Source organism: Steroidobacter cummioxidans, from assembly GCF_003104955.1.
Genome location: NZ_LSRW01000085.1, coordinates 1 through 23,560, shown reverse-complemented (window position 1 = coordinate 23,560; position 23,560 = coordinate 1). Strand labels below are relative to the sequence as shown.

Here is a 23,560-nt window from a genome sequence, read left to right as displayed (position 1 = left end):
GAGTGATCTTCGTCAACCTTCGGCGGCGCGGCGGCCGTCTTTCGCTGCGGCCGGGGATTGAGCGGACTGCTGGCTGGCCAGCCGCTGGTGGATCATGGCGGTGAATTTGCTGAACAACTGGCCCACGTCCTGCGGGCCCGGGCTCGCCTCGGGATGGCCCTGGAAGCTGAAGGCCGGGCAGTCGGTGCGCTCGATGCCTTGCAGCGAACCGTCGAACAGCGACTTGTGAGTCACCTTCACGTTCGCGCCGAGCGTGCTCTCATCGACCGCGAAGCCGTGGTTCTGGCTGGAGATCAGCACGCGGCCGGACGCGATGTCCTGCACCGGGTGATTGGCGCCGTGATGACCGAACTTCATCTTCACGGTCTTGGCATCGCTTGCCAGGCCCAGCAGCTGATGGCCGAGACAGATGCCGAACACCGGAATATCGGTCTCGAGGAATTTCTTGATCGCTTCGATCGCGTACGTACACGGCTCCGGATCGCCGGGGCCGTTGGACAGGAAGATGCCGTCCGGATTCATCGCGAGCACTTTTTCCGCCGGAGTCTGCGCGGGCACGACCGTCACGCGACAGCCCTGGTCCGCCAGACAGCGCAGGATGTTGCGCTTGATGCCGTAGTCATACGCGACCACGTGCACGCGCTGTCCCGGACGTGACTTCGGTCCGAGGTGCTCGCCCCAGTTGGTGCCTTCGTTCCATTGATACACGCGCTTGGTGGACACGACCTTCGCCAGGTCCATGCCTTTCAAGCCGGGGAATTTGCGCGCGGCATGTACCGCCGCCGTTGCATCGACCTTCTCGCCGGTCATGATGCAGCCCGCGAGCGCGCCCTTCTCTCTGAGAATGCGCGTCAGCTTGCGAGTGTCGATGTCCGCGATGGCGACGATCTTGCCGCGTTGAAGAAAGCTCTCCAGCGATTCAGAGGCCCGCCAGTTGGAATGCAGGGCCGGCAAGTCGCGAATGATCAGACCTGCCGCATACACCGAGGCCGCTTCCAGGTCTTCCGGATTGGTGCCGGTGTTGCCGATGTGCGGATAGGTGAGAGTAACAATCTGTCTGCAATAGGACGGGTCAGTGAGAATCTCCTGATAGCCCGTCATGGCGGTGTTGAACACCACCTCGCCCGTCGTGTTGCCTTTGGCTCCAATGGATCGGCCGTGAAAAACGGTGCCGTCCTCCAGAGCCAGTACAGCGGCCACGTGTTGGCTGTGGTTCATGTAGCTCCCGATGTCAGCTGTTTCAGACACGCATGCGGAAGACGAGATGGGCGCCTAAGGCCCGATCCCGCCACAAGTGTTTTCACCGCGTGCTGAAGACGGCAGTCTACGCGAGTCGCCCAAGTGATGAAAGGGAAATGCGCGTGTCAGTCACCTGCCGCTTCGGCGGCAACTGAGGGTTGGGTGGGCTCGCCTGTTTTAAAGGCCGACGCGCGAAGTTAAAGACCGAGCACGTCCTGCATCGAGTACAGACCCGGCGACTTGCCGACCAGCCATTGCGCCGCTTTTACCGCGCCTCGCGCAAAGGCCAGGCGATCGCTGGCACGATGGGTCAGCTCGATTCGCTCGCCGATGCCGGCAAACGTGACGGTGTGGTCGCCGACCACATCGCCACCTCGGAAAACCGAGAACCCGATCGAGCCGCGCTCACGAGCGCCGGTATTGCCCTGACGGGAATATTCAGCCACGTCGGCCAATTTAACATCGCGCCCGTCCGCCGCCGCGGCGCCGAGCGCCAGTGCAGTCCCGGAAGGCGCATCTTTCTTATTGCGGTGGTGCGCTTCGAACACTTCGATGTCGTAGTCGGCATCGAGCTTGCTGGCCGCCAGCTCAACGAGCTTGAGCAGCAGGTTCACGCCCAGACTCATGTTCGGTGCCATTACGATGGGAATGACTTGGGCCGCGGCCGCGATCTGGGCTCGCACCGCTTCGCTGTGTCCCGTCGTGCCGATGACGATCGGACACTTGGCTGCGACACAGGCGGCGAGATTCGCCGCGGTCGCTTCGGGCAATGTGAAATCGATGGCTACCTGCGCATTGCGCAACGCGGCAGCCGGATCGGCTGCGACCGTCACGTCGCGCCGGGTGCTGCCAGTGGCATCGCCTGCATCTTTACCGAGCCAACGGCTGTTCGCCGAGGCCGTCGCGCCAGAAAGCTCAACGCTAGGCGCCGCGTCGATGGCCGTCACCAACGCGCGGCCCATCCGGCCGCTGACGCCGAGCACGGCGATCTGCAATGAGTGTTCCGCCATCGGTCTGATCAGCTTCTGATGGTGTCGAAGAAACGTTTCACGCCGTCCAGCCAGGTGCTCTCGCGCGGGCTGTGATTGCGCTTGCTGTCGTGCATGGAGGCATCGAAAGCACGCAGCAACTCTTTCTGCTCTTCGGTGAGATTGATCGGCGTCTCAACCACGACACGACAGAACAAATCTCCCGTCGCTCCGCCGCGCACCGGTTTGACACCCTTCTCGCGCAGACGGAACACACGGCCGGACTGAGTTTCTCCCGGCACTTTCAATTCGACGTTGCCGCCGAGCGTGGGCACTTCGACCGTGCCGCCGAGCGTGGCCGTCGAGAAGCTCACCGGCACTTCGCAGGACAGATGACTGCCGTCGCGCTCGAAAATCGCATGCTCTTTGACCCGGATCTCGACATACAGATCGCCCGGCGGTCCGCCGTTGCGCCCGGCCTCGCCCTCGCCGGTCAGGCGAATGCGATCGCCATTGTCGACACCCTGCGGGACTTTGATGTTGAGGGTTTTCTTTTTGCGCAGCCGGCCCTGCCCCAGGCAGGAATCGCACGGCTGACTGATGATCTGGCCGCGGCCTTTGCAACGCGGACAGGTCTGCTGAACCGCGAAGAAGCCCTGCTGCATGCGAACCTGACCGACGCCATTACAGGTGTCGCAGGTGACCGGCTTCGAGCCGGGCGCAGCGCCCGAGCCCTGGCAAGGCTCGCACTCGGCCAGCGTCGTGAATTCGATATCTGAGGAATGGCCGAACACGGCCTGCTCGAGATCCAGCTCGAGGTCGTAGCGCAGATCGGCGCCACGAAACACCTGCTGACGGCCACCGCGCCGGCCGCCGCCGAAAATGTCACCAAACACATCGCCGAAGATGTCGCTGAACGCATCGGATGCGCTGAACCCAGCGCCGCCGCCACGGGCCGCGAGACCGTCGTGGCCGTGCTGATCGTAAATGGCGCGCCGCTGCGCGTCGGTCAGCACTTCATAAGCTTCCTTGCACTCCTTGAATTTCTCCTCGGCATCCGCGTCGTTGGGATTGCGGTCGGGATGAAGTTTCATCGCCAGACGGCGATAAGCCTTCTTGATTTCGGCCTCCGTGGCCGTGCGGGCTACATCGAGCACCTTGTAGTAGTCGCGCTTGGACATTCGCGTCAAACAACCCCAACCAGATAAGGCCGCATGATGCCTGCCTGCGCCGGCATCACGCCACTAAAAACCCACCAACAAAAAGGCCAGCGGGCCCAGGCGACCTAACAGTCGCCTGGGCCCGGTGTGCATTTACTTCTTCTTGTCTTTGACTTCTTCGAACTCGGCGTCGAGCACGTCCTCGTTGCCGCCGGCCGCGCCACCGCCGCCAGCTGCGCCCTGCGGGCCCGGTCCCGGACCGGCGCCGGCTTCAGCCGACTGCGTCAGAGCGGCCGCCAGACGGCTCACTTCGGCAGCCTTCTTCTCGATGATGTCCTTGTCGTCCTCGCTCAACGCGCGCTTCAGATCGGACACGGCATTTTCGATGTTGGCGCGATCGGCGGGCGGAACCTTCTCGCCCAGATCCTTCAGCGCCTTCTCTGTGCCGTGCACCAGCGCGTCGGCCTTGTTACGAACCTCGACCAGCTCGCGGAACTTGCGATCTTCCTCGGCGTGCGCCTCGGCGTCCTTCACCATGCGCTTGATCTCGTCCTCGTTCAGGCCCGAAGAGGCCTTGATGACGATCTTCTGTTCCTTGCCGGTGGCCTTGTCCTTCGCCGACACGTTCAGGATGCCGTTGGCATCGATGTCGAACGTGACTTCGATCTGCGGCATGCCACGCGGCGCCGGCGGAATGCCTTCCAGGTTGAACTGGCCGAGCGACTTGTTGTCGTGCGCGCGCTGACGCTCACCCTGCAGCACGTGAATGGTCACGGCGCCCTGGTTGTCGTCGGCGGTCGAGAAGGTCTGATTCGCCTTGGTGGGAATCGTGGTGTTCTTCTCGATCAGCTTGGTCATCACGCCACCGAGCGTCTCGATACCGAGCGACAGCGGCGTCACGTCGAGCAGCAGCACGTCCTTCACTTCGCCGGACAGCACGCCGCCCTGAATCGCGGCACCCACGGCCACGGCTTCGTCGGGGTTCACGTCCTTGCGCGGCTCCTGGCCGAAGAAATCTTTGACCGCCTTCTGCACCAACGGCATGCGGGTCTGACCGCCGACCAGGATCACCTCGGACACATCCTTGATGGACAGGCCCGCATCCTTCAGCGCGATCCGGCACGGCTCGATGGTCTTGTTCACCAGGTCCTCGACCAGCGACTCCAGCTTGGCGCGAGTCAGCTTGATGTTGAGGTGCTTCGGACCGGACGCATCGGCAGTGATGTACGGCAGGTTGATTTCGGTCTGCTGGCTCGACGACAGCTCGATCTTGGCCTTTTCCGCAGCTTCCTTCAGACGCTGCATGGCGAGCGGATCACGACGCACGTCGACGCCGCTTTCCTTCTTGAACTCTTCGCCGAGGTAATCGATGACGCGCTTGTCGAAGTCCTCGCCGCCGAGGAACGTGTCGCCGTTGGTCGCGAGCACTTCGAACTGACGCTCGCCGTCGACATCGGCCACTTCGATGATGGACACGTCGAACGTGCCGCCACCCAGGTCATACACCGCAATCTTGCGATCGCCGCCCTGCTTGTCGAGGCCATAGGCCAGCGCGGCCGCGGTCGGCTCGTTGATGATGCGCTTGACGTTCAGACCGGCGATGCGGCCGGCGTCTTTGGTCGCCTGGCGCTGCGAGTCGTTGAAGTAAGCAGGCACAGTGATGACCGCTTCGGTCACCGTGGTGCCCAGGAAATCCTCGGCAGTCTTCTTCATCTTCTGCAGGATGCGCGCGGAGATTTCCTGCGGCGCCATCTTCTTGCCCTGCACTTCCACCCAGGCGTCGCCGTTGTCGGCCTTGGCGATCTTGTACGGCACCATGTCGACGTCCTTCTGGACGACGGCGTCGTCGAAGCGACGGCCGATCAGACGCTTGATCGCGAACAGGGTGTTCTGCGGATTGGTCACCGCCTGACGCTTCGCCGACTGACCGACGAGCACTTCATTGTCCTTGGTGAACGCCACGATCGACGGCGTGGTGCGATCGCCTTCGCTGTTTTCGATCACGCGCGGCTTGCCGCCTTCCATGATCGCGACGCACGAATTCGTCGTGCCCAGGTCGATGCCGATGACTTTGCTCATGGCCCAATGTCTCCTGCAAATACTTTGTTAATAGTTAGGTTTGAAATCGGTACTGTCTGTAAATCTGGCCAGCTGTGGCGGGAGTTCGTCCCCGCCAGGGCCGTCTTGTCGCGATATCTGCGGATCGTGCCGAGGTTTACAAGCCCTTACGGAGCTTTTGCGACAATGACGCGGGCCGGGCGCAGCAGCCGTCCGTTCAGCGCATAGCCCTTCTGAATGACCTGCGTCACGCTGTCCGGCACATGCTCGGCCGACGGCTGCATGGCCATGGCTTCGTGCTGCTCCGGGTTGAACTGCTGCCCCAGCGGGTCGATCTCGGTCAGACCGTTCTTCTCGAACGCCTTGGCCAGCAATTTCAGGGTGGCCTCGGTGCCGGCACGCAGGGTCTGCGGGTCGCCGGCCGCCAGCAGGCCGAGCTCCAGGCTGTCCTTCACGCCGATCAGATCGTTGGCAAAGCGGTCGACGGCGTACTTATGCGCCTGCTCTACATCCCGGGACGCACGCTTGCGGATATTTTCCATCTCGGCGAGCGCGCGCATGTACAGGTCGCGGCTTTCCAGCGCCCGCGCTTCGGCTGCCTGCAGGGCGGCCTGGACATCGGCACCTTCCTCTGCCGGGGCGCCGTTGGCGCCAGGCGGGCGATCCTGCTCGTTGGGCGTGCTCATGAATCTGGTTCTCCTCATCGCAAAAAGGACTCGTCCCCGGCCCGGCGACGCCGGGACGGGACGCGGTTTCTTAAAGGGGCGGCATTCTGCCTGATCGGGCGGCCGACCTCATGCCTGACCTCTCCTGGGGACAGGTCGGGCGCGACCGGAATGGCGACTCAGGCGCGCGAATTCAAGGCGGAGCCGAGCAGCTTTGCGGTGATATCGACGATGGGGATGATGCGTTCGTAGGCCATTCGCGTTGGCCCGATGACCCCGAGCACCCCGACCACTTCCTGGTCCAGGGTGTAGGGAGCCGTAACCACGCTGCAATCGTCCAGGATGGTGTAGCCGGATTCCTGGCCGATGAAGATCTGCACGCCGTCGGCTTTCAGGCTCAGATCGAGCAGGTGCAGAATGTCGCGCTGCTGCGTGAACGCCTCGAACAGGCGCCGCAGCTTCTCGACGTTGGACAGCTCGGCGAAGCTCATCAGGTTGGTTTCGCCGGCGATGACATATTCCATGCGGCCGGTGGCCGGCGACGGCATGACCACGTGCTGCGCCAGATGAATGGCATCGAGCATCACCTGGTTCAGCGATTCGCGCGTTTCCTTCAGCTGATTGAGCAAGTGCTCGCGCACCGCGCTCAATTCCTTGCCGCCGAATTCCTGATTCAAATAGTTGGACGCGCGCCGCAGCTCATCGGCGCTGTAATTGCGATCCAGCTGCACGATCCGGTTCTGCACTTCACGGCCGTTCACGACCATGATGGCCAGCACCCGGTTATCCGACAGCGGCACGAATTCGATCTGACTGAGCGCCGAGTGACTCTGCCGCGGCAACGTGACGACGCCCGCCAGGCGCGTCACGCTCGACAGCATCTGCGAAGCCGCGGCCACCAATGCTTTATGGTCGGCGGTGTGCTCGCCGAAGCGCGACTGAATGGCGGCGATCTTTTCATCGTCGAGCGGCTGATACTTCAGCAGCGTGTCGACGAAGAAACGATAGCCCTTGTCGGTGGGCACGCGGCCCGCCGAGGTGTGCGGCGAGGTGACGAAACCGAGCTCTTCCAGATCCGCCATGACATTGCGGATGGTGGCCGCGCTCAGATTCAGTCCCAAATCACGGGACAGAGTACGGGACCCGATGGGTTGCCCGTCGCGGATGTAATGCTCCACCAGCAGTTTCAACAACTGCTGGGAGCGTTCGTTCAGCGGTTCATCGTTCTGGGTCGGCATCGTTTGCTTCTGGCGGCTTGGATCGGGCGCTATGCCCCGGCCGCATCTAAGACTCAAGCCCATGTGACAGAAGGCATTTTGCACCAGCCCGCGCTGCGGTGCCGACTGTCTGAGTGAAGCTAAGCACCGCGCCGGGCGCTGTCAAGCAGACCGCCCCTTAAGGCACGGCGGGCGTTCGATAAGGGCTATCTTAGGGCGGTCGGTCGGTTCACAACCGGATTCGCATGGCTGGCTGACATGGGTCCGTGCTACAAACCGCATCCATGCCCGCCGCCCCCGAAGCCTTTCGAATTATCGCCATCATCGGCAACACGCGTGACTCGCGGGTCGTCGAGTCGTTGCAAGTTCTTGCGGCTCATTTGCACAGCCGCGGACGGCGAGTCCTGGTCGATGCGGCCACGAGCGTCGACTACCGCGACGTCACGGTCGAGCGGTTACCTGAATCGGACCTGTGTGTCACGGCAGACCTGCTGATTGCGGTCGGCGGCGACGGCTCCATGCTGCACGCGGCCCGCCTCGCAGCGCCGCGCGGGATTCCGGTCCTCGGCATCAACCGCGGACGGCTCGGCTTTCTCGCCGATATCAGTCCGGCCGAGCTCACGACTCGGGTCGATGAGATTCTCGCCGGTCGCTATGTGAGCGACCAACGCGCGATGCTCCAGGCGACGCTGAGCTCGCCCGGCCAGCCGGATCGTCACTGTAACGGCCTGAACGACGTCGTTCTGCAGAAGTGGCAGACCGGCCGCATCCTGGATTTCGAGACCTACATCGACGGTCGCTATGTGAATACCCACGGCGGCGACGGCGTGGTGATCGCGACGGCTACAGGCTCGACCGCGTATGCGCTGTCGTGCGGCGGCCCCATTCTCTATCCGGGGTTGGATGCGGTGGTGCTCGCGCCGATCTGTCCGCACACGTTGTCGGATCGACCCATCGTGGTCCGCAGCAATGCAGTCATCGAGATTCGATTGCTCGACCGTCCCGACAGCAACGGACAAGTCACCTGCGATGGTGTGTCGCTCGGCGCGCTGTCCCAGGGTGATCGTTTGATCGTCCGGCCCGCCCCCGGCAACGTGACTCTCCTGCATCCCGCCGATCACGATTACTATCGCACGCTGCGCTCGAAGCTGCGCTGGGGCCGCGGTGACCGTACCGCGCCCTACCCAACCTCGGAATAGTTTTTCCAACGCGAAGATGCTCACTCATATTCAGATCCGCGACTTTGCCATCATCGACGCGGTCGAGCTGGAGCTTGGCCCGGGCTTGACCGTGCTCACGGGCGAGACCGGCGCGGGCAAGTCGATCCTGGTCGACGCACTGCTGCTCGCCGCCGGTGGACGCGCGGGCGCCGAAGTCGTTCGTCATGGCGCTGAACGCGCCGAAGTCTCCGCGACCTTTGCAATCGAGAAGAACGCCGCGGCACACGCCTGGCTCAACGAGCAATCCATCGAGCACGAAGGTGAATGCGTGCTGCGTCGAGTGATCTCGGCGGATGGTCGCTCGCGCGCGTACGTCAATGGACAGACGATGTCCGTGCAATCGCTGCGTCAGCTCGGCGAAACGCTCGTCGACGTGCATGGCCAGATGGAATATCAGTCGCTGGTGCGCCGTTCGGCGCAGCGCGAGTTGCTCGACCAGAGCGGCGAGCATCGCGAGCTGGTGGGCGCTGTGACCGAGACATGGCGCACCTTGTCGCAAATCAAAGAGGAACGCGACCGCGCGGCCGCCTCGGCACAGGATCGCGAAGCTCGCCTCGAGCTGCTGCGTTATCACTTGAGCGAGCTGCAAGCGCTCGATCTCAAAGCCGGTGAAGGTGATGAGCTCAGCGCCGAGCGGACGCGTCTATCACAGCGCGGACGACTCGCCTCAGGTGCGCGAGAAATCATTCAGTTACTGCGCGAAGCCGAAGACGTGAGCGCCGAGCACGCGATCTCGCGCGCGCTCAGCACCGCGCGCCACGTTGGCGAACTCGATCCGAAGTTCGCCTCCATGGCGCAGCTGATCGAGGAAAGCTTGATCGCACTTCGCGAAGGCGTGGATGCGGTCGAACGCTACGAGTCCGATCTGGAGGCCGATCCGCAGCGCCAAGAGTGGGTCGAGGAGCGGCTCGCGACGATGGAATCGATCGCGCGCAAGCATCGCGTCGAAGTCAGCACCCTGCTCGACCTGCAAGCGGATCTGCAGCAGGAGTTCCAGCGGCTCGATTCGCTGGAAGCGTCGATGGCGCAGATCGAAAAGCAACTGGAGCAGGCTCAACAGAAATTCGCCGCCGCGTGCGCCAAATTGACGGCAGCTCGCAAAGCCGCAGCGAAGTCGCTGGGCACGAGCATCAGCACATTGATGCAAACCCTCGGCATGCCCGGAGGCAAGTTTCAGATCGACGTGCGCGCCGCCGAAGCCGCGGGCGCGAACGGTGCGGACGAGATCGAGTTTCTGGTCAGCGCCAACCCCGGCCAGCCGCCTCGCCCGCTGGCGAAAGTCGCGTCGGGCGGTGAGTTGTCACGCATCAGTCTCGCCATTCAGGTGGCTGCTGTGCAGACGGACGCCATGGCGGGCTCTCTGGCCTGTCTGGTGTTCGATGAAGTGGATGCCGGCGTGGGCGGCGGCGTAGCGGAGATCGTCGGCCGTCAGCTGCGCACCTTGGGCGAACGGGCGCAGGCGCTTTGCGTCACGCACCTACCTCAGGTCGCGAGCCAGGCGCACGCGCATGTTCGCGTGACGAAGCTGACCGACGGCAAGACCACCCGTACGGCCCTGCACACGCTGACTGCCGACGAGCGCGTGGAAGAGATCGCCCGCATGTTGGGCGGCATCAACGTGACGGATAAAGCGCGTGAGCATGCCGCCGAGATGCTGCGGCCGGCGCCTGCCAAGAATTCGGCCAAGGCCGCAGCTGGTGCTGCGAAGGCTCCGGCTAAAGCCGCAGCCCCCGCCCCGAAGAAGAAGCCCGCGCGGCGCTAGGCCTGTGCCCAGCTCAATTCCGGTTCTTCTGCTTTTGCGCCGGGCAATCCGGGCGGCTGCAATAGCCGTACAGGATCATGGAGTGATCCTTCAGCTCGTACTTCAGACGCGCCGCCACCTGGCGCTGACGCTCCTCGATGCCCGCGTCCATGAACTCTTCCACCCGGCCGCAGCCTAAGCAGACGATGTGGTCATGGTGCTGGCCCTCGTTGAGCTCGAACACCGCCGTGGTGCCCTCGAAGTGATGACGAGTCACCAACCCCGCGGCCTCGAACTGCGTCAATACCCTGTATACCGTGGCGAGACCGATATCCTCGTGGGATTCGAGCAGATGCTTATAAATGTCTTCCGCGCTCATGTGTCGCGGCGTGGCCGTGCCGAGAATCTCGAGAATCTTGATACGCGGCAGCGTGACTTTGAGCCCGGCCTTGCGCAAATCGCTGGTTTCCACGTGTTTGGTCCTCACATCGAAGGTCGGCGTCGGCCCCGCTGCGTGACCGACCGCTTTTGAGTATCATCTCGCCGCATTATCTCGCAGCCCAGCCGCTGGCTCCACCCCGAAATGACACGAATCACGTACACCTGGTCCTGTCTTCGAGTGCGCATTCTCGCCTCACTGCTCGCCACTGCGCTGTTGGCCGGCGGCCTGTCAGGATGCGTCCACCGCGTCGACATTCAACAAGGCAATTTTCTGAAGCCCGAGGACATCGACCGCGTCGCGATCGGCATGACACGCGTCCAGGTGCGATCGCTGCTCGGTACGCCCATGGTGGCCGACCCGTTCGTGAGCACGCGCTGGGACTACGTTTACTACTTCAAGCGCGGCCGCTGGAGCGAGCCGCAGCAGCGGCACTTCATCGTGTTCTTCGACTCCACCGACAAAGTGGAGCGCATCGATAAACCGACCGACACGGTGCCGATGCCAGTGAAGACTGCCGCGACCAACGCGGCGGCGAACTGATCTATTTGCGACGTTGAGCTTCGGCGCGGCTGCGCTCGGCGGCCTCGCGCCGGCTCTGCTTGGGATCGATCAGCAGCGGCCTCAGGATCTCGATCCGATCGCCATCGCGCAGCTCGTACGTCAGCGGCACCGCCCGGCCGAAGATGGCGCAAGCCAGGGGACGCGCCGCAACTTCCGGGAATTTCTGCAGCAGCCCGGAGCGATTCACTGCTTCGGTCAGCGATGTGCCCGGCGGCACCTGCAGATCGACACTCGGCTGTCGATCCGGCAGCGCGTACACCACGCGGATCTGCAGTAACTCACTTTTTTCCATAAATCGCGCGAGCCCGATCGACGAACGCGTCGATCATCTCGCTGCAGTTCTTCTCGAAAGAGCGCGACAACAGCATGCCGAGCATGGCGTTGGCGAACTCGAAGCGCACCGTGAGCCCGACCTTCACGCCCTTGTCCCCCAGCGGTGAGAACGTCCAGCGCCCCTCGAAGGTCTTGAAAGGCCCATCCACCAGCGTCATTAACATCTCGCTGGGACGTTTCAGGAGATTGCGCGTCGTGAACGTCTCGCGCACGCCCGCTTTGTGCATTTCCAGCTTGCCGGTAACCTGCTCCGGTGTGCTCTCCAGCTTCGTGGCCGCGGAAATCCACGGCACGAACTGCGGATACTGCTCAATGTCCTCGACCAGCGCGAACATTTGTTCAGCCGTATAAGGGACCAGAGCGCTTCGAGTTACTTCACGCATGCGCCGGCACGGTACAATCCGCGCCCTCTATGAGCAAGCAGAAAGCCGACAACAACCCGACCATCGCCGAGAACCGCCAGGCCCGCCACGAGTACTTCATCGAAGAGACGTACGAGGCCGGTATGGCGTTGCAAGGCTGGGAGGTCAAGAGCCTGCGCGCGGGCCGCGTGCAGCTGAAGGAAGCGTACGTGTTCTTGAAGAACGCCGAGGCTTTCGTCTTCGGCGCGCACATCTCCGCCCTGCCCACCGCGTCGACGCACGTCATCCCGGACCCGATCCGCACGCGCAAGCTGTTGCTGAACCGCGCGGAGCTGAGCCGCCTGGTCGGTGCCGTCGAGCGCAAGGGCTACACGCTGGTGCCGCTGGAGATGTATTGGAAAGCCGGCCGCGCCAAATTGCGCATCGGCCTCGCCAAGGGCAAGAAGGAGCACGACAAGCGCGCCACCTCGAAGGATCGCGACTGGCAGCGCGAAAAATCGCGCTTGATGAAACACTCCAAGCGCTGAACACGGCCCGACAGCGCATCTCATGGCATTCAGCCCTTGAGATCCGCCACTTTGGCCTTACACTAACGACGTTGCCACGAGTGGCGACACCTTACGGGGGCGACCGGCTTCGACGTGGGTGGCGAAACTCCAGGTGCATGCGGAGTTGTAGGTAACTCCTTAAACTGCTTACAAACTTATAGTTGCAAACGACGACAACTACGCTCTGGCGGCTTAATCCCGCCTAACCTCCGCCTGGTATGTGCTTGTGCATCCAGATTGGGGGACGCGCTCACAAGCTCGCGAGTCGGTGTGCTCCAGGCCGCCTCGTTAAAACGCTCTGCAGCTGGTCGGACGTCTTCCCTGCTCCTCGGGTAGCGCACGACAAGATACAAAGAGTGAGCTAAGCATGTAGGTCCTGTAGCGTAGTGCTTGCGGACGCGGGTTCGATTCCCGCCGCCTCCACCATCACCTGTTCCGAGGATGTCTAAGAACATCCATAAGTCCTCGGAATCTAACGAAAACCCCGAAAAACACTGCTACTGACGACTGCTGTCGTTCGTTGACATCTTAGACCTGTCGGGGGTATTCACAAGGGGTATCTGGAACGATTTGTTTCTAATCGGCGTCGATACCCCCAATGCCGCTGACGAATATTCAGGTCGAAAAGGCGAAGGCCCGCGAGAAGAACTGGAAGCTCTTTGATGAGAAAGGGCTGTATTTGCTGGTCAGCAAGGATGGCCACAAATGGTGGCGGCTGAAGTACCGGTTCGGCGCTCGCTCGGACGGGAAGCCTGGGAAGGCGGAAAAGGTGCTCGCGCTCGGCGTCTTCCCCGAGGTCTCTCTGAAGCGCGCCCGCGAGAAGCGCGACGAGGCCCGGCGACTGCTCGCCGACCACATCGATCCTGGCACTCAGAAGAAGCAGGAAGAACACCAGAGACGAGTCGCGCAGCTCCAGACCTTCGAGGCCATCGCACGCGAATGGCTCACGAAGCAAAGCTGGGGCGAGAGTCACGGCGCGCGCAACGCGCGGAGACTTGAGCAGCACGTCTTTCCGTGGGTGGGCTCACTCGGCGTCAGCGGCATCAAGCGCGCGCAGATCAAAGAGGTTTTGCAGCGAATAGAGAAGACCGGCCATGTCGAGACTGCCTATCGCGTGCTTCAACTCATTCGCTCGATCTTCGACTTCGCGATCGCGGAGGAAATCTGCGAACACTCGCCTTGCTTGGGCTTGTCGAAGACCTTATCGGCTCGCCCTACTCGGCACCACGCGACCATCACTGATCCGAAGCAAGTCGGCGAGCTGCTGAGAGCCATCGATGGCTATGGGGGTACATTCCCGGTCGCGTGCGCTCTTCGGCTCGCTCCGCTTCTGTTTGTTCGCCCTGGCGAACTCCGGAAAGCGGACTGGTCGGAATTCGATCTCGACGGCGCTCATCCTCAATGGCGCATCCCCGCGGCGAGGATGAAGATGCGCGAACAGCACATCGTGCCGCTCGCAAGACAAGCCGTCGCTATCCTTCGCGAGCTACAGCCACTCACCGGCCCCACTGGCCTCGTCTTTCCCGGACTGAGAAGCCTTGCTCGGCCGATGAGCGAGAACACCTTGAACGCCGCCCTGCGCCGCATCGGCTACGACAAAGAGACAATGACGGCGCATGGGTTCAGATCGCTGGCTAGCTCGATCTTAAATGAGCAGCACTGGCACAAAGACGCGATCGAGAGGCAGCTGGCACATGGCGAAAGGGACAAGATCCGGGCGGCGTACAACCATGCGGACTACCTGCCGGAGCGGAGAAAGATGATGCAGGCGTGGGCGGACTATCTCGACGGCCTGCGCGGCGGCGGCCCAATAAAGTAGGAGCCTCCCCATGCCAACATCACAATCATCCAACGCGGCCTTTAGCTCAATCACCGGCCACATCGTGCCGGATATCTTGGGATTCTATTGAGACGGCCAGCCAGACTACGAGCGCGTAGCCGACTTGGTGAAACTCACGAAGGAAGATCTCAGCAAGATCTCGAAGGTCGCCGAATCCTCGGTGCGCTTCGATGACGCAATTCCGGCGGCGGCAGCGATACGACTGCGCGAGATCGCCAACATCGCAAATCTCGTTGCCGAACTCTTCGGCGGCGACATTCATAAGGTTGCGCTTTGGTTTGAGCTGCCGAATCCACATCTCGGGAACGTGTCGCCCAAAACAATGATTCGCGGCGACCGCTACAAGCGCCTTCTAAACTTCGTGCTGGAATCGCGGGAAGCGGAATTGGCTGCCAGGCACAGCGATTTACTGCGAGAGACCGAGCAACGATATGACGCCGGGCAAGAACAACCCGTCGCTTGGGCCTCAGCCAAGCGGGAGCTAATAGCGTCATGAACAACCCTTTGTCCCGAAAGCAATTTTCTCAATCCGACGACTCAACGCTACGGGTCGCACCTCCTCCGGAGGTATGGCACAATTTAGGGAATTCCTGCCATACCGAGCACAGGTCTTCAGCCATGGCCACCCTGAACATTTCCATCCCGGACAGCATGCGTGAGTGGATCGACGCGCAAGTTGAGGCTGGCGGCTACGCGAACGCAAGCGACTACATCAGGGACTTGGTCCGCCACAATCAGCGGGAGCGGGAATCAATAAATCTCGCGCTGATCGAGGGCGAGCGCAGTGGCGTGAGCGAACGCTCTGTCACCGAAATTGCGCGACAGGCACGGCGGCGATTGCAACGTGGCTAAGTATGAGCTCGCGCGCGCGGCGGACCGCGACCTCGACGACATCTACGCATACACCTTCCGCCAGTTCGGCCCACTGCAGGCTGATGTCTACTTTGAATCGCTGGAAGAATGCCTCAACAAGCTCGCCGAGAACCCGCTGCTCGGAATAGACGCCAGTAACGTTCGAACCGGCTATCGCCGGTTCGTCCACCAACGCCATACGCTCTACTACAAGAAAATTAAGGCAGGCGTCAGAATCGTGCGCGTCCTGGGACCTGGAATGTCTGTCGAACGGTCCCTGGGCAGACCCTAGCAGATCAACCGCAGTTCGCCCGCATGCAGATCGGGCAGCGTGTAAGCCCCCCCGAAAGCCAGTGATGCCAGTGGCATCACTGGCGACAGGAGGCCTTGTACTGAAAAACGATTCAGCGTCTCTGATTTGCTTCCAAACGGTCGAACTTGAAATCCTTCGGAAGACGACCGCGAAACCGGCGCAGCCGAGCGACAAGATGCTTGGTGTCGCAGGTCCTATGGATCTCAAATGCCCGCCCGCCCACGACTTGCAGCGTCACGTCATCACCCTCTCGGAGACCAAGAGCCTCCACGACATCTGCAGGGAGCCGGACAGCCAAGCTGTTACCCCATCTTGAGACTTGCATGTTTACGCTCCCGGATAGAGGCCTATAGCAGAACCACACTGACGACAGGCCTGTCAAGACGCCCTTGCCTAGTTCAAATGCTCAGCCACGCCGATGTATCAACACCAGGGATATCATCTTGCTTAAGCTGAAGATCTAGTGAATCGATAATCCTGTCCGCCATCTCATCCTTGTGGCCTCGTTCGCCTTTGTGGTTCAGCCGACGGTTCACAGCACCGGCTATAACATCGGCGAGCTGCACCATTTGGCTCTTGTGAGAAGAGACCGCAGACACTTCGTCTATGGTTAGGTCATCACCGTAGGTTGATTTGAATACATCCGCCACGCGAGACTTGATATCTGCGCAAGCAATGATATCGAGCGACTGCTCCGCATCAACCGTCAGTCGAACCTCGTGTGGAAGCTTCAGTCGGCTACTTCTGATCTCATGGGCTGCACCTCGGATCACCATATACTCATGGAGGCGCTGGACAATCTCCTCGACCGGGCGCCTCGACTTTGCACGTTCGATAGCGATGACCTTGAAGCTCAGAAACTCTCGATGCTGCTTCACCAACGCCAGATACTCATCGAGGCCGAGTTGATGATGCTTCTTGAATTCGGTGAAATGGATCTCACGATTTGACCATGGCGAGGTTTCCTGCCACGCACTGATCGCCTGGCTTGCTCTGAACAGGGTTCGCCCCGTCAACACCCATACGGCAGCCACACATACAAACTCAGCGGTTTTCCCAGTCTCATCGGCAAATACAAAGACCAAGTTTCGCTCCGGCTTGTCTTCGATCACGGCATCTCTCATGTCCTCTTCCCGAGAGCGACGATGGCGCTTGACATCAGCGTCGGCGGAGAAAAGGTTGTACTCGTTCTGTATCTTTGCTCTTACACGTACGATGTACGACTCTCGCTCCAGCTTGAATAGGTCCGTTGGGGCCATTGCGCGCGGATTGAATATCTCTGGCTGAAACATTTCCCAGTACTTGATAGTCAGCGCGACGTCGCTGTTTCGCGTATGTGGAAACAGGTTCAAGATCCAGGCTACTCGCGTCTTCAGATCCGAGATAATTCCGTTATCCAGGGAGGACTTTAGCTCCCGCGCCTCTTTCTCAAGCCGCAACGTCCGGGCAATTGGATCCTCCGACTTGCGCCGAGATGGCTCCGCCTCGCCGGTTTTCCCTTCTTGAGCAGACATTCCTAAATCCGTTGTTTCCGAGCGATATAGAGATTCTTGAACTCGATGGAACACCGGTGCCCTTTGCCCGGCACCTGTTCCGAAGAGGCATGGCCACCGCGCGACTCCCTTAATCCTCCGGGAAGCACTGACCCTCTAGTGGCGTAGCTACCCGGAACGGGCCTGCGCGGAAGCGTATGTAGCCGACCAAGCAAACGGAGCGAAACCGGTCACATTTATTGGCAATTGCGGCCGCCGGACCGCCGGGGTAGCCTGCACGCCCAAACAGACTGCGACCGGCGGCGGGGATCAAATGGCGCCGACAACCGGTCGTCTTCTAAAGTTGTGTAAACAACTTCGACGCAAACACCCGCTCTGTCAAGCCCCCCGCTTGCAGAGCTGTGATGCCTATGCAGACTCAGCGAGACTCCGGCGCAGTGATAAAGAAGATTGTTATTCAAAATTATCGCCTGTTCAGAAGCTTCGGACTGTCATTTTCGCCGGGCATTAATACACTGGTTGGGGCCAACGATAGCGGCAAGTCCACTCTAATTGAGGCGGTGAGCCTCGCTCTAACAGGGAGATTGAATGGAAGACCGCTCGCACAAGAGCTGTCCCCCTACCTCATTAACATGGATGCGACAGCTGAGTACATCGCTGGCATTCGCGAGGGTCGCCGTCCAGTTCCGCCGTCAATAATTATCGATCTGTTCTTAGAAGATGAACACGAACTCGAGACGCTCCGGGGGACCAATAACCTATCCAGCGAGAATGCGTGCGGCATACGTATCCAAGCAAAGCTTTCAGCAGACTATGCAGAAGAGTATGAAGGCTTCATCTCCGATCCCAACGCAATCCGCGTCGTACCCACAGAGTACTATCGAGTAGAGTGGCTCGGCTTTTCCGGAAACGCGATTACAGTCAGATCGGTCCCTACTGCAGCATCAGTGATCGATTCGACTGCCATACGACTCCCGAATGGAGTCGACTACCACCTTCAGCAAGTCCTTCGGACGCATCTGGACACCAAGGAGCGAGTTGAACTTTCGCGCCAGTATCGGAGTCTGCGAGAATCATTCGCCCAGAAAGAACCTGTCAAACAGATCAACAACCGATTGAAGGAAGAGAATGACCTATTGACTGATCGAGAGCTGAGCCTGGCGATAGATATCTCACACGGGCAATCATGGGAGAACACGCTTACTGCTCACATCGATGACCTTCCATTTCAATTGGTGGGCCGAGGCCAACAGAATGCTCTTAAAATGCTCCTAGCCATCGGACGTCGATCGACCGATGCCCAGATCATCCTGATTGAAGAACCTGAAACACACCTGTCTTTCGCCTCACTTCGAAAACTAATCTCACGTATCGAAGAACGGTGCGCTTCAAAGCAACTGATCATTGCAACTCATAGCGGCTACGTCATCAACAAGCTAGGCATAGATAGCCTGATCTTGATTAGCAATGGGTTAGCATGCCGAATTACTGACTTACCCCCGGATACAATTCAGTACTTCAAGAAACTGCCAGGATTCGACACGCTGAGGCTAGTACTGGCCGATGCAGCCATACTTGTTGAGGGACCATCAGACGAGCTAATCGTGCAACGAGCATACTTAGATGCGCGAGGGAAACTTCCAATCGCAGACGGGATCGATGTCATCAGCGTAGGCCTGTCTCATAAGCGCTTTCTCGATATTTCTACGCGACTGAAGCGTCGCGTGTGGATTGTAACGGACAACGACGGAAAACCAGCTGATCAGGTCAGAGCAAGGTTTTCCGATTATCTATCCTTCGAAACGGTATCTCTCCATGTTCCTAGCAATTCATCACTGAAGACTCTGGAACCAAGCATCGTTGATGCTAACCACCTGAATATCCTCAACGCTGTGCTAGGAACCGCCTTCGATACCAAGGAGCAGGTATTGGAGCGAATGCTGGACGACAAAACAGCTGCTGCGCTGGCGATTTTCGAATCAAAGACCAAGATCGTTATGCCCGATTACATTCGCGAGGTTGTGAGTGACTGAGAACCGCGCAGTTATTGCTGCGGCCGGATCACGGAAGACTGCGCAGATCATAGAAGATGCGATCTCGGTTCGCTCCGGTCGTGTACTCATCACGACCTACACGAACGAGAACCAACAGCAACTTGTCCGTCGCATTGAAGAGAAGTTGGGATCAGTACCCGCCAACATCACCATCATGGGCTGGTTTTCCTTCCTAATTGGCCAATGCGCAAAGCCGTTCCAGAGAGCGATCACAGGCGCTCCTCTGATGATATCGGGCTTGAATTTCGTCGGAAAAAGACACAAGTTTGCGAGAAAGGACACGATCGGCTACTTCCTAGATCGATCCGGCGCCATGTACCGAGATGGCGTAGCAAACTTCGCTGTTGATATCAATCTAAAGACTGGCGGAGCCGTAATAGATAGACTCGAAAGGATCTATTCCCACATTTACATTGACGAAGTTCAGGACCTCGTGGGATATGATTTAGATATTCTTGATCTTCTTCTGCGATCAAGGATCAAGCTAACGGTTGTGGGTGATCCTAGGCAGCATACCTTGCTCACGAATATCTGCACGAGAAACAAGAAGTACAGAGGAGATAAGATTCTCGATTGGCTCAAGGAGAGACAATCGATCTGTGATTTGGAAACGCGAGCCAATAGCTATAGATGCAATCAAGACGTATGCGATTTCGCGGATGCGCTTTACCCGCACATGACTCCGACCAGATCTATAGATGTGCCGGTAACAGGGCACGACGGAATCTTTATGATAACCTCGGCCGACTCTCGCAAGTACTGCGAGAAGTACAATCCTGTTACCGTTCTTCGTCACGACAAGAATACTGACACGCTGGGCCTATCGGCAATGAATATTGGTGTATCGAAGGGCAGCACATTTGACCGCGTTTTGATATTTCCAACACAGCCAATGCTCAACTACTTGAAGAATAGAGATGTGACAAAGCTAAAGGCTCCGGAGAAACTGTATGTCGCGGTGACGCGAGCCAGGCACAGCGTGGCCTTCGCTATCCCCACGGACAAAGCGGAGTCGTTGTCTCTTCTTTCGTTTTAGAGGACCGGCCTTTCCATTCTGGCCCACCGTGCGCTCGAAATGCCAGCCGTACTTGAAGGGAACAACATGGAACTGATGGCGCACTGCCGGACACTAAGACAATGAAATATGCACTTGTCTCTGGAAGCCGCGCGGAACCGCAGCCCAAAGCTCGTGGCTTTTGCCCAGGATGTCACGCTGACACTATCGCGAAATGCGGGAAGCACGTCATCTGGCATTGGGCACATAAGTCCCTTACACATTGCGACCATTGGTGGGAAGCGGAAACAGAATGGCACAGGAAGTGGAAAGATAGATTTCCCGCGGAATGGCAGGAAGTTGTGCTGTCGAGCCAGACTGGTGAACGCCACATTGCCGACGTCCGAACGATTCACGGTTTGGTTATTGAGTTTCAACGATCCTCGATCGATCCTGAGGAAGTACAAGCCCGCCAAGCATTCTACCAATCAATGATCTGGGTGGTTGACGGGTGCCGAAACGACACAGACCGCTATTACTTTTCACTCGCTCGAAGCCGTCCCAACGAAGATGGAATCGTAGGCTTCCGATCTATCGGCCGAACCAAACTATTCGCCCGATGGCATACCACCAAGCCGGTTTTTGTCGACTTCGGAGACGAACACGGCTTCTGGCGAATCCTTCGCTATGATCCGGAAACAAAAGAGGGATTAGCAGGCCTCGTAAATGTTGCAGCATTCGTCGAACTTGCGAGTTCCGGCACAACTGACTTCAGCAAGAATGGTGGGCCAGCGCGCGGATGAACGGAGTGGCTACATCCTCGACGCTGCTTAGGACATCCGAAACCTAAAGCCCAGGCGGCATCGAGCGACGGATCAGAAATACTGGTCTGTGCGCATTTCCAATTTAATCTCGCCGATCCGCGGTGACAAAAAGCAGACTCCTTCCCGCGTGGCATGTCGCCACAGAGGTTCCCGAATGTCTGCTGAAAGCCCTGAAGCAAATCGTCGCATTCTGCGCCGGCCCGAAGTCGAAACCCGGTGCGGGTTCAAGCACGCTCATCTCTACAAACTGATCGACGAGGGAAAGTTTCCTCGCCCGGTGCGGATCGGAGTCCGAGCAGTTGGTTGGGATTCTGTCGAGGTAGATCAATGGATCGCCGACCAGCTGCAGCGGCGAACCTAACCGTTGCGGACATAGACGCTCGCGACGTAGCGCCCGCGACCATCGCCATGGCCAAGATCCAGGGAGGTCGCGATGCGCGCCTCCCGCTGGCTCAAGCCTTCATTGCGATACGCCTGCATACGCTCCTGCGCGAACGCATAGCGGGCAGCGTGACTTTGGACCCCGGCCCGGCTGCAGAATTTGCTATACACGCGCACCGCTTGTTCTAGCCCGGTGGTTTCAACGCCCTTGGCGCAAGCCAAGAGATAGCGTCGTCCACTGGCTTCCAGTATCTCTAGCGCTCGCTGCACAGCTGCCAGCGCGCGCCCCACATCCGCAGGATGTACATCGCGCACGCGTCCGCCTTTGGTGCCCTCCATGATGCGCGCACAGCCTCGTTCGGTAAGTTCGCGGTGCAAGCGGAGAAGCGTATCGCTCCGGCCGGCACGGATGGCTTCGACTTCGCGGAGCCCAAGTGCTCGCTGCATCTCCAAAATTGCGCCAATGTCCGGCCTGCCCAATCGCCCTGCGCGTTGCTGGAACGCGCGAATCTGTGCGTCCGACAACGGCTCTTTGGTGCCCTTGCGGCTGCCCTGGGCAATCCCGAGTGATCGATTGCTGTACGCGGGATTGTCCGCCAGCCCCTGTTTTCCGATGTGCCTCAATACCCCACGAAGATGGCCCATCTCTTTTGCTAGCGTGCGCCTTCCGATGCCGTTCTCGCTTCGGTAGCGGATGTACGCCAGCACATGTTTGCCGCCGATCTGCGCCGCGCAGTGAATTCCATAGTTCAGCACCCGCATCGCTTCGGCAAAGTTTTTAAATGTCCCGCTCCGCGACTCCTGCGTGAGATGCGCACGCGCCAATAGATAGTTGATCCTCTGAAGATCCGCCTGCAACTCAGATTTTTTACTCATCACTCTCCTACCTCGTTACTTCGATCCGCACATCCGGGCAATCCCGGCAGGAAACATTTCCTGCCTTCTTCCATCGCGAACGGCCGGATGTGCTAGTCCGGCCTGTTGAGTTTCGTGGCCTCACCACAGCACGTGCCGGTGGCATGTGCTGTAGCTCGCGCATGAGCGCGAGATCGAGGCTGCCCTTGGCGGGCCGCTCGCGGTGGCTGACATCGACGGAAGGAGCTTCATTGCGAAGCTATGGTTGATTGCGTCCGTTGCAGACGCGGTGCCACTTTCCCGCATTGTTGAAATGCGTTGCGGTGACAGTGAGTTGCGGCAGTGGGCCTTGTGCGTCACTCTCCCGGCTTCGCCGTAGACAGTGACGCACGCGTGGAGGAATGCTGCTGTTGGCGCAGCTCTGTGTAGTTACGTTGTTAGAAGATTAGTTGCCGCAGGAAACGACCGCTGGACAGCGGATTGGAGAAGAATGGCGTCAGCGCCTGAGTGATGAGTCATGACCACAGCCTGATTGGCTGCGCAGCTCTGCCTGGTCTAAAGCTGCTTGGGGGTTGCCTGCAAACGCAGGCGGGGTTACGACGATGCCCTCGTCGTCAGGGAATAATCGTCGAGGTCGAGAATGCGCCAGCGGCTAGCGATCTGCAAACTATCGTCGTGAGTCCGCGCGCTCTGTGCCTGCTAAGTTCCGCCGAAGGCCGCGCGGCAGCGATTGACGATTCCGGTCGCTGAACTTTGCGCAGGTGCGGCGCTCGACCCCGTGGACCACTTAGCGACTCTCTCCCTGGAAAACCTCTCCGGCTGCGGCAAAGCCCAGATCGATACTCGCGTCAAAAGTCGGCAGTGAAGCCGATGCCGCGGCGACGCGGTGCCGGCGGGTTCATCAGCTCGTGGATGGCCTTCAGTATTCCCGTGATCGCTTGATCGTGCGTCGCTAGCTTGCGCTCCAGCTCGGCAAACTTCTGCGCCAGTTCCTTGTTGGAAGCCAGCAGATCGCGCAATTTCACGAAGGCCCGCACGACGTGGATGCCCATTGTCACGGCACGCGGTGAGTTCAGCACATTGGCTGCCTGAATCGCTCCGTGCTCGGTGAAGGCGTACGGCAGGAATTTTACGTGGGAGCCTCGGCCGGTCTTTAAGATCGCAATTTGCGATCTTAAAGATTCGACCTCCTACCGGGTGAGCTGGAACATGAAATCCCCCGGAAATCGATCCACGTTACGCTTGACGGCCTCGTTGAGCCGGCCGGTCTTCACGCCGTAGATCGCTGCCAGGTCGCGATCCAGAATGACCCGACAACCTCGCAATAGAAGGATCGATGAGCTGATTTTCTCCATCGGCACGAGCGCTGTATCTTCGTTCTTGGTCATTCTTTGCTCCTGGAGCTTCTGGAAACTGTCTCTTATACACATCTGACGCTGC

26 protein-coding genes and 1 other RNA gene are annotated in these 23,560 nt (G+C 59.7%); 13 read left to right on the top strand and 14 right to left on the bottom strand.

Going from position 1 to position 23,560, the window contains the following annotated elements; translation table 11 throughout:
* Positions 1-12: 12 nt before the first annotated feature.
* From carA to hrcA, 6 genes are all read right to left on the bottom strand, one after another.
* Positions 13-1,218 carry a glutamine-hydrolyzing carbamoyl-phosphate synthase small subunit gene (gene carA / locus D0550_RS29645; RefSeq protein ID WP_116812809.1) on the bottom strand — a complete coding sequence of 402 codons (1,206 nt, stop codon included), beginning with the start codon at positions 1,216-1,218 and terminating at the stop codon, positions 13-15.
* A 218-nt stretch (positions 1,219-1,436) separates the two neighbouring features.
* Positions 1,437-2,249: a 4-hydroxy-tetrahydrodipicolinate reductase gene (gene dapB, locus D0550_RS29640; protein ID WP_116812808.1), complete on the bottom strand. Its 813-nt coding sequence runs from the start codon at positions 2,247-2,249 to the stop codon at positions 1,437-1,439.
* An 8-nt stretch (positions 2,250-2,257) separates the two neighbouring features.
* Positions 2,258-3,388 carry a molecular chaperone DnaJ gene (gene dnaJ, locus D0550_RS29635; RefSeq protein WP_116812807.1) on the bottom strand — a complete coding sequence of 377 codons (1,131 nt, stop codon included), beginning with the start codon at positions 3,386-3,388 and terminating at the stop codon, positions 2,258-2,260.
* A gap of 132 nt (positions 3,389-3,520) precedes the next feature.
* Positions 3,521-5,446, bottom strand: coding sequence for a molecular chaperone DnaK (dnaK, locus tag D0550_RS29630; protein ID WP_116812806.1), 1,926 nt, complete (start codon positions 5,444-5,446; stop codon positions 3,521-3,523).
* A 146-nt stretch (positions 5,447-5,592) separates the two neighbouring features.
* Positions 5,593-6,111 carry a nucleotide exchange factor GrpE gene (gene grpE, locus D0550_RS29625; protein WP_116812805.1) on the bottom strand — a complete coding sequence of 173 codons (519 nt, stop codon included), beginning with the start codon at positions 6,109-6,111 and terminating at the stop codon, positions 5,593-5,595.
* Positions 6,112-6,269: 158 nt separating this feature from the next.
* Positions 6,270-7,328, bottom strand: coding sequence for a heat-inducible transcriptional repressor HrcA (gene hrcA, locus D0550_RS29620; RefSeq protein ID WP_116812804.1), 1,059 nt, complete (start codon positions 7,326-7,328; stop codon positions 6,270-6,272).
* A 263-nt stretch (positions 7,329-7,591) separates the two neighbouring features.
* Here hrcA and D0550_RS29615 point away from each other — a divergent pair, with 263 nt between their 5' ends.
* A complete protein-coding gene (locus D0550_RS29615; RefSeq protein ID WP_153067414.1) occupies positions 7,592-8,506 on the top strand; it encodes an NAD(+) kinase in 915 nt (304 codons plus the stop codon).
* A gap of 16 nt (positions 8,507-8,522) precedes the next feature.
* On the top strand, positions 8,523-10,289 hold the full coding sequence (recN, locus tag D0550_RS29610) for a DNA repair protein RecN (protein WP_116812802.1): 1,767 nt from the start codon (positions 8,523-8,525) through the stop codon (positions 10,287-10,289).
* A 13-nt stretch (positions 10,290-10,302) separates the two neighbouring features.
* On the opposite strand, the gene fur is transcribed toward recN, so the two are convergent.
* Positions 10,303-10,740 carry a ferric iron uptake transcriptional regulator gene (gene fur / locus D0550_RS29605; RefSeq protein ID WP_116812801.1) on the bottom strand — a complete coding sequence of 146 codons (438 nt, stop codon included), beginning with the start codon at positions 10,738-10,740 and terminating at the stop codon, positions 10,303-10,305.
* A gap of 111 nt (positions 10,741-10,851) precedes the next feature.
* Between fur and D0550_RS29600 the strand changes: the two genes are divergently transcribed.
* Complete coding sequence (locus tag D0550_RS29600; RefSeq protein ID WP_116812800.1) at positions 10,852-11,250, top strand: outer membrane protein assembly factor BamE; 399 nt, start codon at positions 10,852-10,854, stop codon at positions 11,248-11,250.
* A gap of 1 nt (position 11,251) precedes the next feature.
* Here D0550_RS29600 and D0550_RS29595 read toward each other — a convergent pair whose 3' ends face one another.
* Positions 11,252-11,563, bottom strand: coding sequence for an RnfH family protein (locus D0550_RS29595; RefSeq protein ID WP_116812799.1), 312 nt, complete (start codon positions 11,561-11,563; stop codon positions 11,252-11,254).
* A complete protein-coding gene (locus tag D0550_RS29590; protein ID WP_116812798.1) occupies positions 11,550-11,987 on the bottom strand; it encodes a type II toxin-antitoxin system RatA family toxin in 438 nt (145 codons plus the stop codon). The genes D0550_RS29595 and D0550_RS29590 overlap by 14 nt, the downstream gene beginning before the upstream one ends.
* Positions 11,988-12,016: 29 nt before the next feature.
* Between D0550_RS29590 and smpB the strand changes: the two genes are divergently transcribed.
* The 6 genes from smpB (at position 12,017) to D0550_RS29560 (ending at position 15,498) form a co-directional block, all read left to right on the top strand.
* A complete protein-coding gene (smpB, locus tag D0550_RS29585; protein ID WP_116812797.1) occupies positions 12,017-12,493 on the top strand; it encodes an SsrA-binding protein SmpB in 477 nt (158 codons plus the stop codon).
* Positions 12,494-12,588: 95 nt separating this feature from the next.
* Positions 12,589-12,940, top strand: a transfer-messenger RNA (tmRNA) gene (ssrA, locus tag D0550_RS29580).
* A 172-nt stretch (positions 12,941-13,112) separates the two neighbouring features.
* Complete coding sequence (locus tag D0550_RS29575) at positions 13,113-14,333, top strand: tyrosine-type recombinase/integrase (protein WP_116812796.1); 1,221 nt, start codon at positions 13,113-13,115, stop codon at positions 14,331-14,333.
* Between the two features lie 127 nt (positions 14,334-14,460).
* Positions 14,461-14,850 carry a hypothetical protein gene (locus D0550_RS29570; RefSeq protein ID WP_161966124.1) on the top strand — a complete coding sequence of 130 codons (390 nt, stop codon included), beginning with the start codon at positions 14,461-14,463 and terminating at the stop codon, positions 14,848-14,850.
* Positions 14,847-15,206 (top strand): type II toxin-antitoxin system ParD family antitoxin, encoded by a 360-nt coding sequence (locus D0550_RS29565; protein ID WP_206606621.1) that lies wholly within the window; start codon positions 14,847-14,849, stop codon positions 15,204-15,206. Before D0550_RS29570 ends, D0550_RS29565 begins: the two co-directional genes overlap by 4 nt.
* Positions 15,199-15,498, top strand: a complete 300-nt coding sequence (locus tag D0550_RS29560) for a type II toxin-antitoxin system RelE/ParE family toxin (RefSeq protein ID WP_161966123.1) — start codon at positions 15,199-15,201, stop codon at positions 15,496-15,498. Before D0550_RS29565 ends, D0550_RS29560 begins: the two co-directional genes overlap by 8 nt.
* A gap of 112 nt (positions 15,499-15,610) precedes the next feature.
* On the opposite strand, the gene D0550_RS36575 is transcribed toward D0550_RS29560, so the two are convergent.
* Positions 15,611-15,844, bottom strand: coding sequence for an AbrB/MazE/SpoVT family DNA-binding domain-containing protein (locus tag D0550_RS36575; protein ID WP_116812792.1), 234 nt, complete (start codon positions 15,842-15,844; stop codon positions 15,611-15,613).
* A 73-nt stretch (positions 15,845-15,917) separates the two neighbouring features.
* Positions 15,918-17,033 (bottom strand): DUF3800 domain-containing protein, encoded by a 1,116-nt coding sequence (locus D0550_RS29550; protein WP_116812791.1) that lies wholly within the window; start codon positions 17,031-17,033, stop codon positions 15,918-15,920.
* Positions 17,034-17,416: 383 nt separating this feature from the next.
* On the opposite strand from D0550_RS29550, the gene D0550_RS29545 reads away from it, so the two are divergent.
* From D0550_RS29545 to D0550_RS29530, 4 genes are all read left to right on the top strand, one after another.
* Positions 17,417-19,045, top strand: a complete 1,629-nt coding sequence (locus tag D0550_RS29545; protein ID WP_206606620.1) for an ATP-dependent nuclease — start codon at positions 17,417-17,419, stop codon at positions 19,043-19,045.
* Positions 19,038-20,102 (top strand): UvrD-helicase domain-containing protein, encoded by a 1,065-nt coding sequence (locus D0550_RS29540; RefSeq protein ID WP_116812790.1) that lies wholly within the window; start codon positions 19,038-19,040, stop codon positions 20,100-20,102. Before D0550_RS29545 ends, D0550_RS29540 begins: the two co-directional genes overlap by 8 nt.
* A gap of 101 nt (positions 20,103-20,203) precedes the next feature.
* On the top strand, positions 20,204-20,863 hold the full coding sequence (locus tag D0550_RS29535) for a competence protein CoiA (RefSeq protein WP_116812789.1): 660 nt from the start codon (positions 20,204-20,206) through the stop codon (positions 20,861-20,863).
* 175 nt (positions 20,864-21,038) lie between these two features.
* Positions 21,039-21,245 (top strand): AlpA family transcriptional regulator, encoded by a 207-nt coding sequence (locus tag D0550_RS29530; RefSeq protein ID WP_116812788.1) that lies wholly within the window; start codon positions 21,039-21,041, stop codon positions 21,243-21,245.
* Here D0550_RS29530 and D0550_RS29525 read toward each other — a convergent pair.
* From D0550_RS29525 to D0550_RS35725, 3 genes are all read right to left on the bottom strand, one after another.
* Positions 21,242-22,141, bottom strand: coding sequence for an integrase domain-containing protein (locus tag D0550_RS29525; RefSeq protein WP_116812787.1), 900 nt, complete (start codon positions 22,139-22,141; stop codon positions 21,242-21,244). The genes D0550_RS29530 and D0550_RS29525 overlap by 4 nt on opposite strands.
* An 827-nt stretch (positions 22,142-22,968) precedes the next feature.
* On the bottom strand, positions 22,969-23,199 hold the full coding sequence (locus D0550_RS35730) for a hypothetical protein (RefSeq protein ID WP_206606619.1): 231 nt from the start codon (positions 23,197-23,199) through the stop codon (positions 22,969-22,971).
* 111 nt (positions 23,200-23,310) lie between these two features.
* On the bottom strand, positions 23,311-23,560 hold a 250-nt coding region (locus tag D0550_RS35725), incomplete at its 5' end, for an ORF6N domain-containing protein (RefSeq protein ID WP_206606618.1).

Bases quoted from the DNA above. Each gene is read 5' to 3' on its own strand.
- D0550_RS29565 (WP_206606621.1), top strand. From the start codon at position 14,847: ATGAACAACCCTTTGTCCCGAAAGCAATTTTCTCAATCCGACGACTCA.
- dnaK (WP_116812806.1), bottom strand. From the start codon at position 5,446: ATGAGCAAAGTCATCGGCATCGACCTGGGCACGACGAATTCGTGCGTC.
- D0550_RS29530 (WP_116812788.1), top strand. From the start codon at position 21,039: ATGTCTGCTGAAAGCCCTGAAGCAAATCGTCGCATTCTGCGCCGGCCC.
- D0550_RS29595 (WP_116812799.1), bottom strand. From the start codon at position 11,563: ATGGAAAAAAGTGAGTTACTGCAGATCCGCGTGGTGTACGCGCTGCCG.
- D0550_RS29600 (WP_116812800.1), top strand. From the start codon at position 10,852: ATGACACGAATCACGTACACCTGGTCCTGTCTTCGAGTGCGCATTCTC.
- D0550_RS29535 (WP_116812789.1), top strand. From the start codon at position 20,204: ATGAAATATGCACTTGTCTCTGGAAGCCGCGCGGAACCGCAGCCCAAA.
- D0550_RS36575 (WP_116812792.1), bottom strand. From the start codon at position 15,844: ATGCAAGTCTCAAGATGGGGTAACAGCTTGGCTGTCCGGCTCCCTGCA.
- hrcA (WP_116812804.1), bottom strand. From the start codon at position 7,328: ATGCCGACCCAGAACGATGAACCGCTGAACGAACGCTCCCAGCAGTTG.
- dnaJ (WP_116812807.1), bottom strand. From the start codon at position 3,388: ATGTCCAAGCGCGACTACTACAAGGTGCTCGATGTAGCCCGCACGGCC.
- D0550_RS29550 (WP_116812791.1), bottom strand. From the start codon at position 17,033: ATGTCTGCTCAAGAAGGGAAAACCGGCGAGGCGGAGCCATCTCGGCGC.
- D0550_RS29615 (WP_153067414.1), top strand. From the start codon at position 7,592: ATGCCCGCCGCCCCCGAAGCCTTTCGAATTATCGCCATCATCGGCAAC.
- recN (WP_116812802.1), top strand. From the start codon at position 8,523: ATGCTCACTCATATTCAGATCCGCGACTTTGCCATCATCGACGCGGTC.
- dapB (WP_116812808.1), bottom strand. From the start codon at position 2,249: ATGGCGGAACACTCATTGCAGATCGCCGTGCTCGGCGTCAGCGGCCGG.
- grpE (WP_116812805.1), bottom strand. From the start codon at position 6,111: ATGAGCACGCCCAACGAGCAGGATCGCCCGCCTGGCGCCAACGGCGCC.
- smpB (WP_116812797.1), top strand. From the start codon at position 12,017: ATGAGCAAGCAGAAAGCCGACAACAACCCGACCATCGCCGAGAACCGC.
- D0550_RS29545 (WP_206606620.1), top strand. From the start codon at position 17,417: ATGCCTATGCAGACTCAGCGAGACTCCGGCGCAGTGATAAAGAAGATT.
- D0550_RS29590 (WP_116812798.1), bottom strand. From the start codon at position 11,987: ATGCGTGAAGTAACTCGAAGCGCTCTGGTCCCTTATACGGCTGAACAA.
- carA (WP_116812809.1), bottom strand. From the start codon at position 1,218: ATGAACCACAGCCAACACGTGGCCGCTGTACTGGCTCTGGAGGACGGC.
- D0550_RS29525 (WP_116812787.1), bottom strand. From the start codon at position 22,141: ATGAGTAAAAAATCTGAGTTGCAGGCGGATCTTCAGAGGATCAACTAT.
- D0550_RS29575 (WP_116812796.1), top strand. From the start codon at position 13,113: ATGCCGCTGACGAATATTCAGGTCGAAAAGGCGAAGGCCCGCGAGAAG.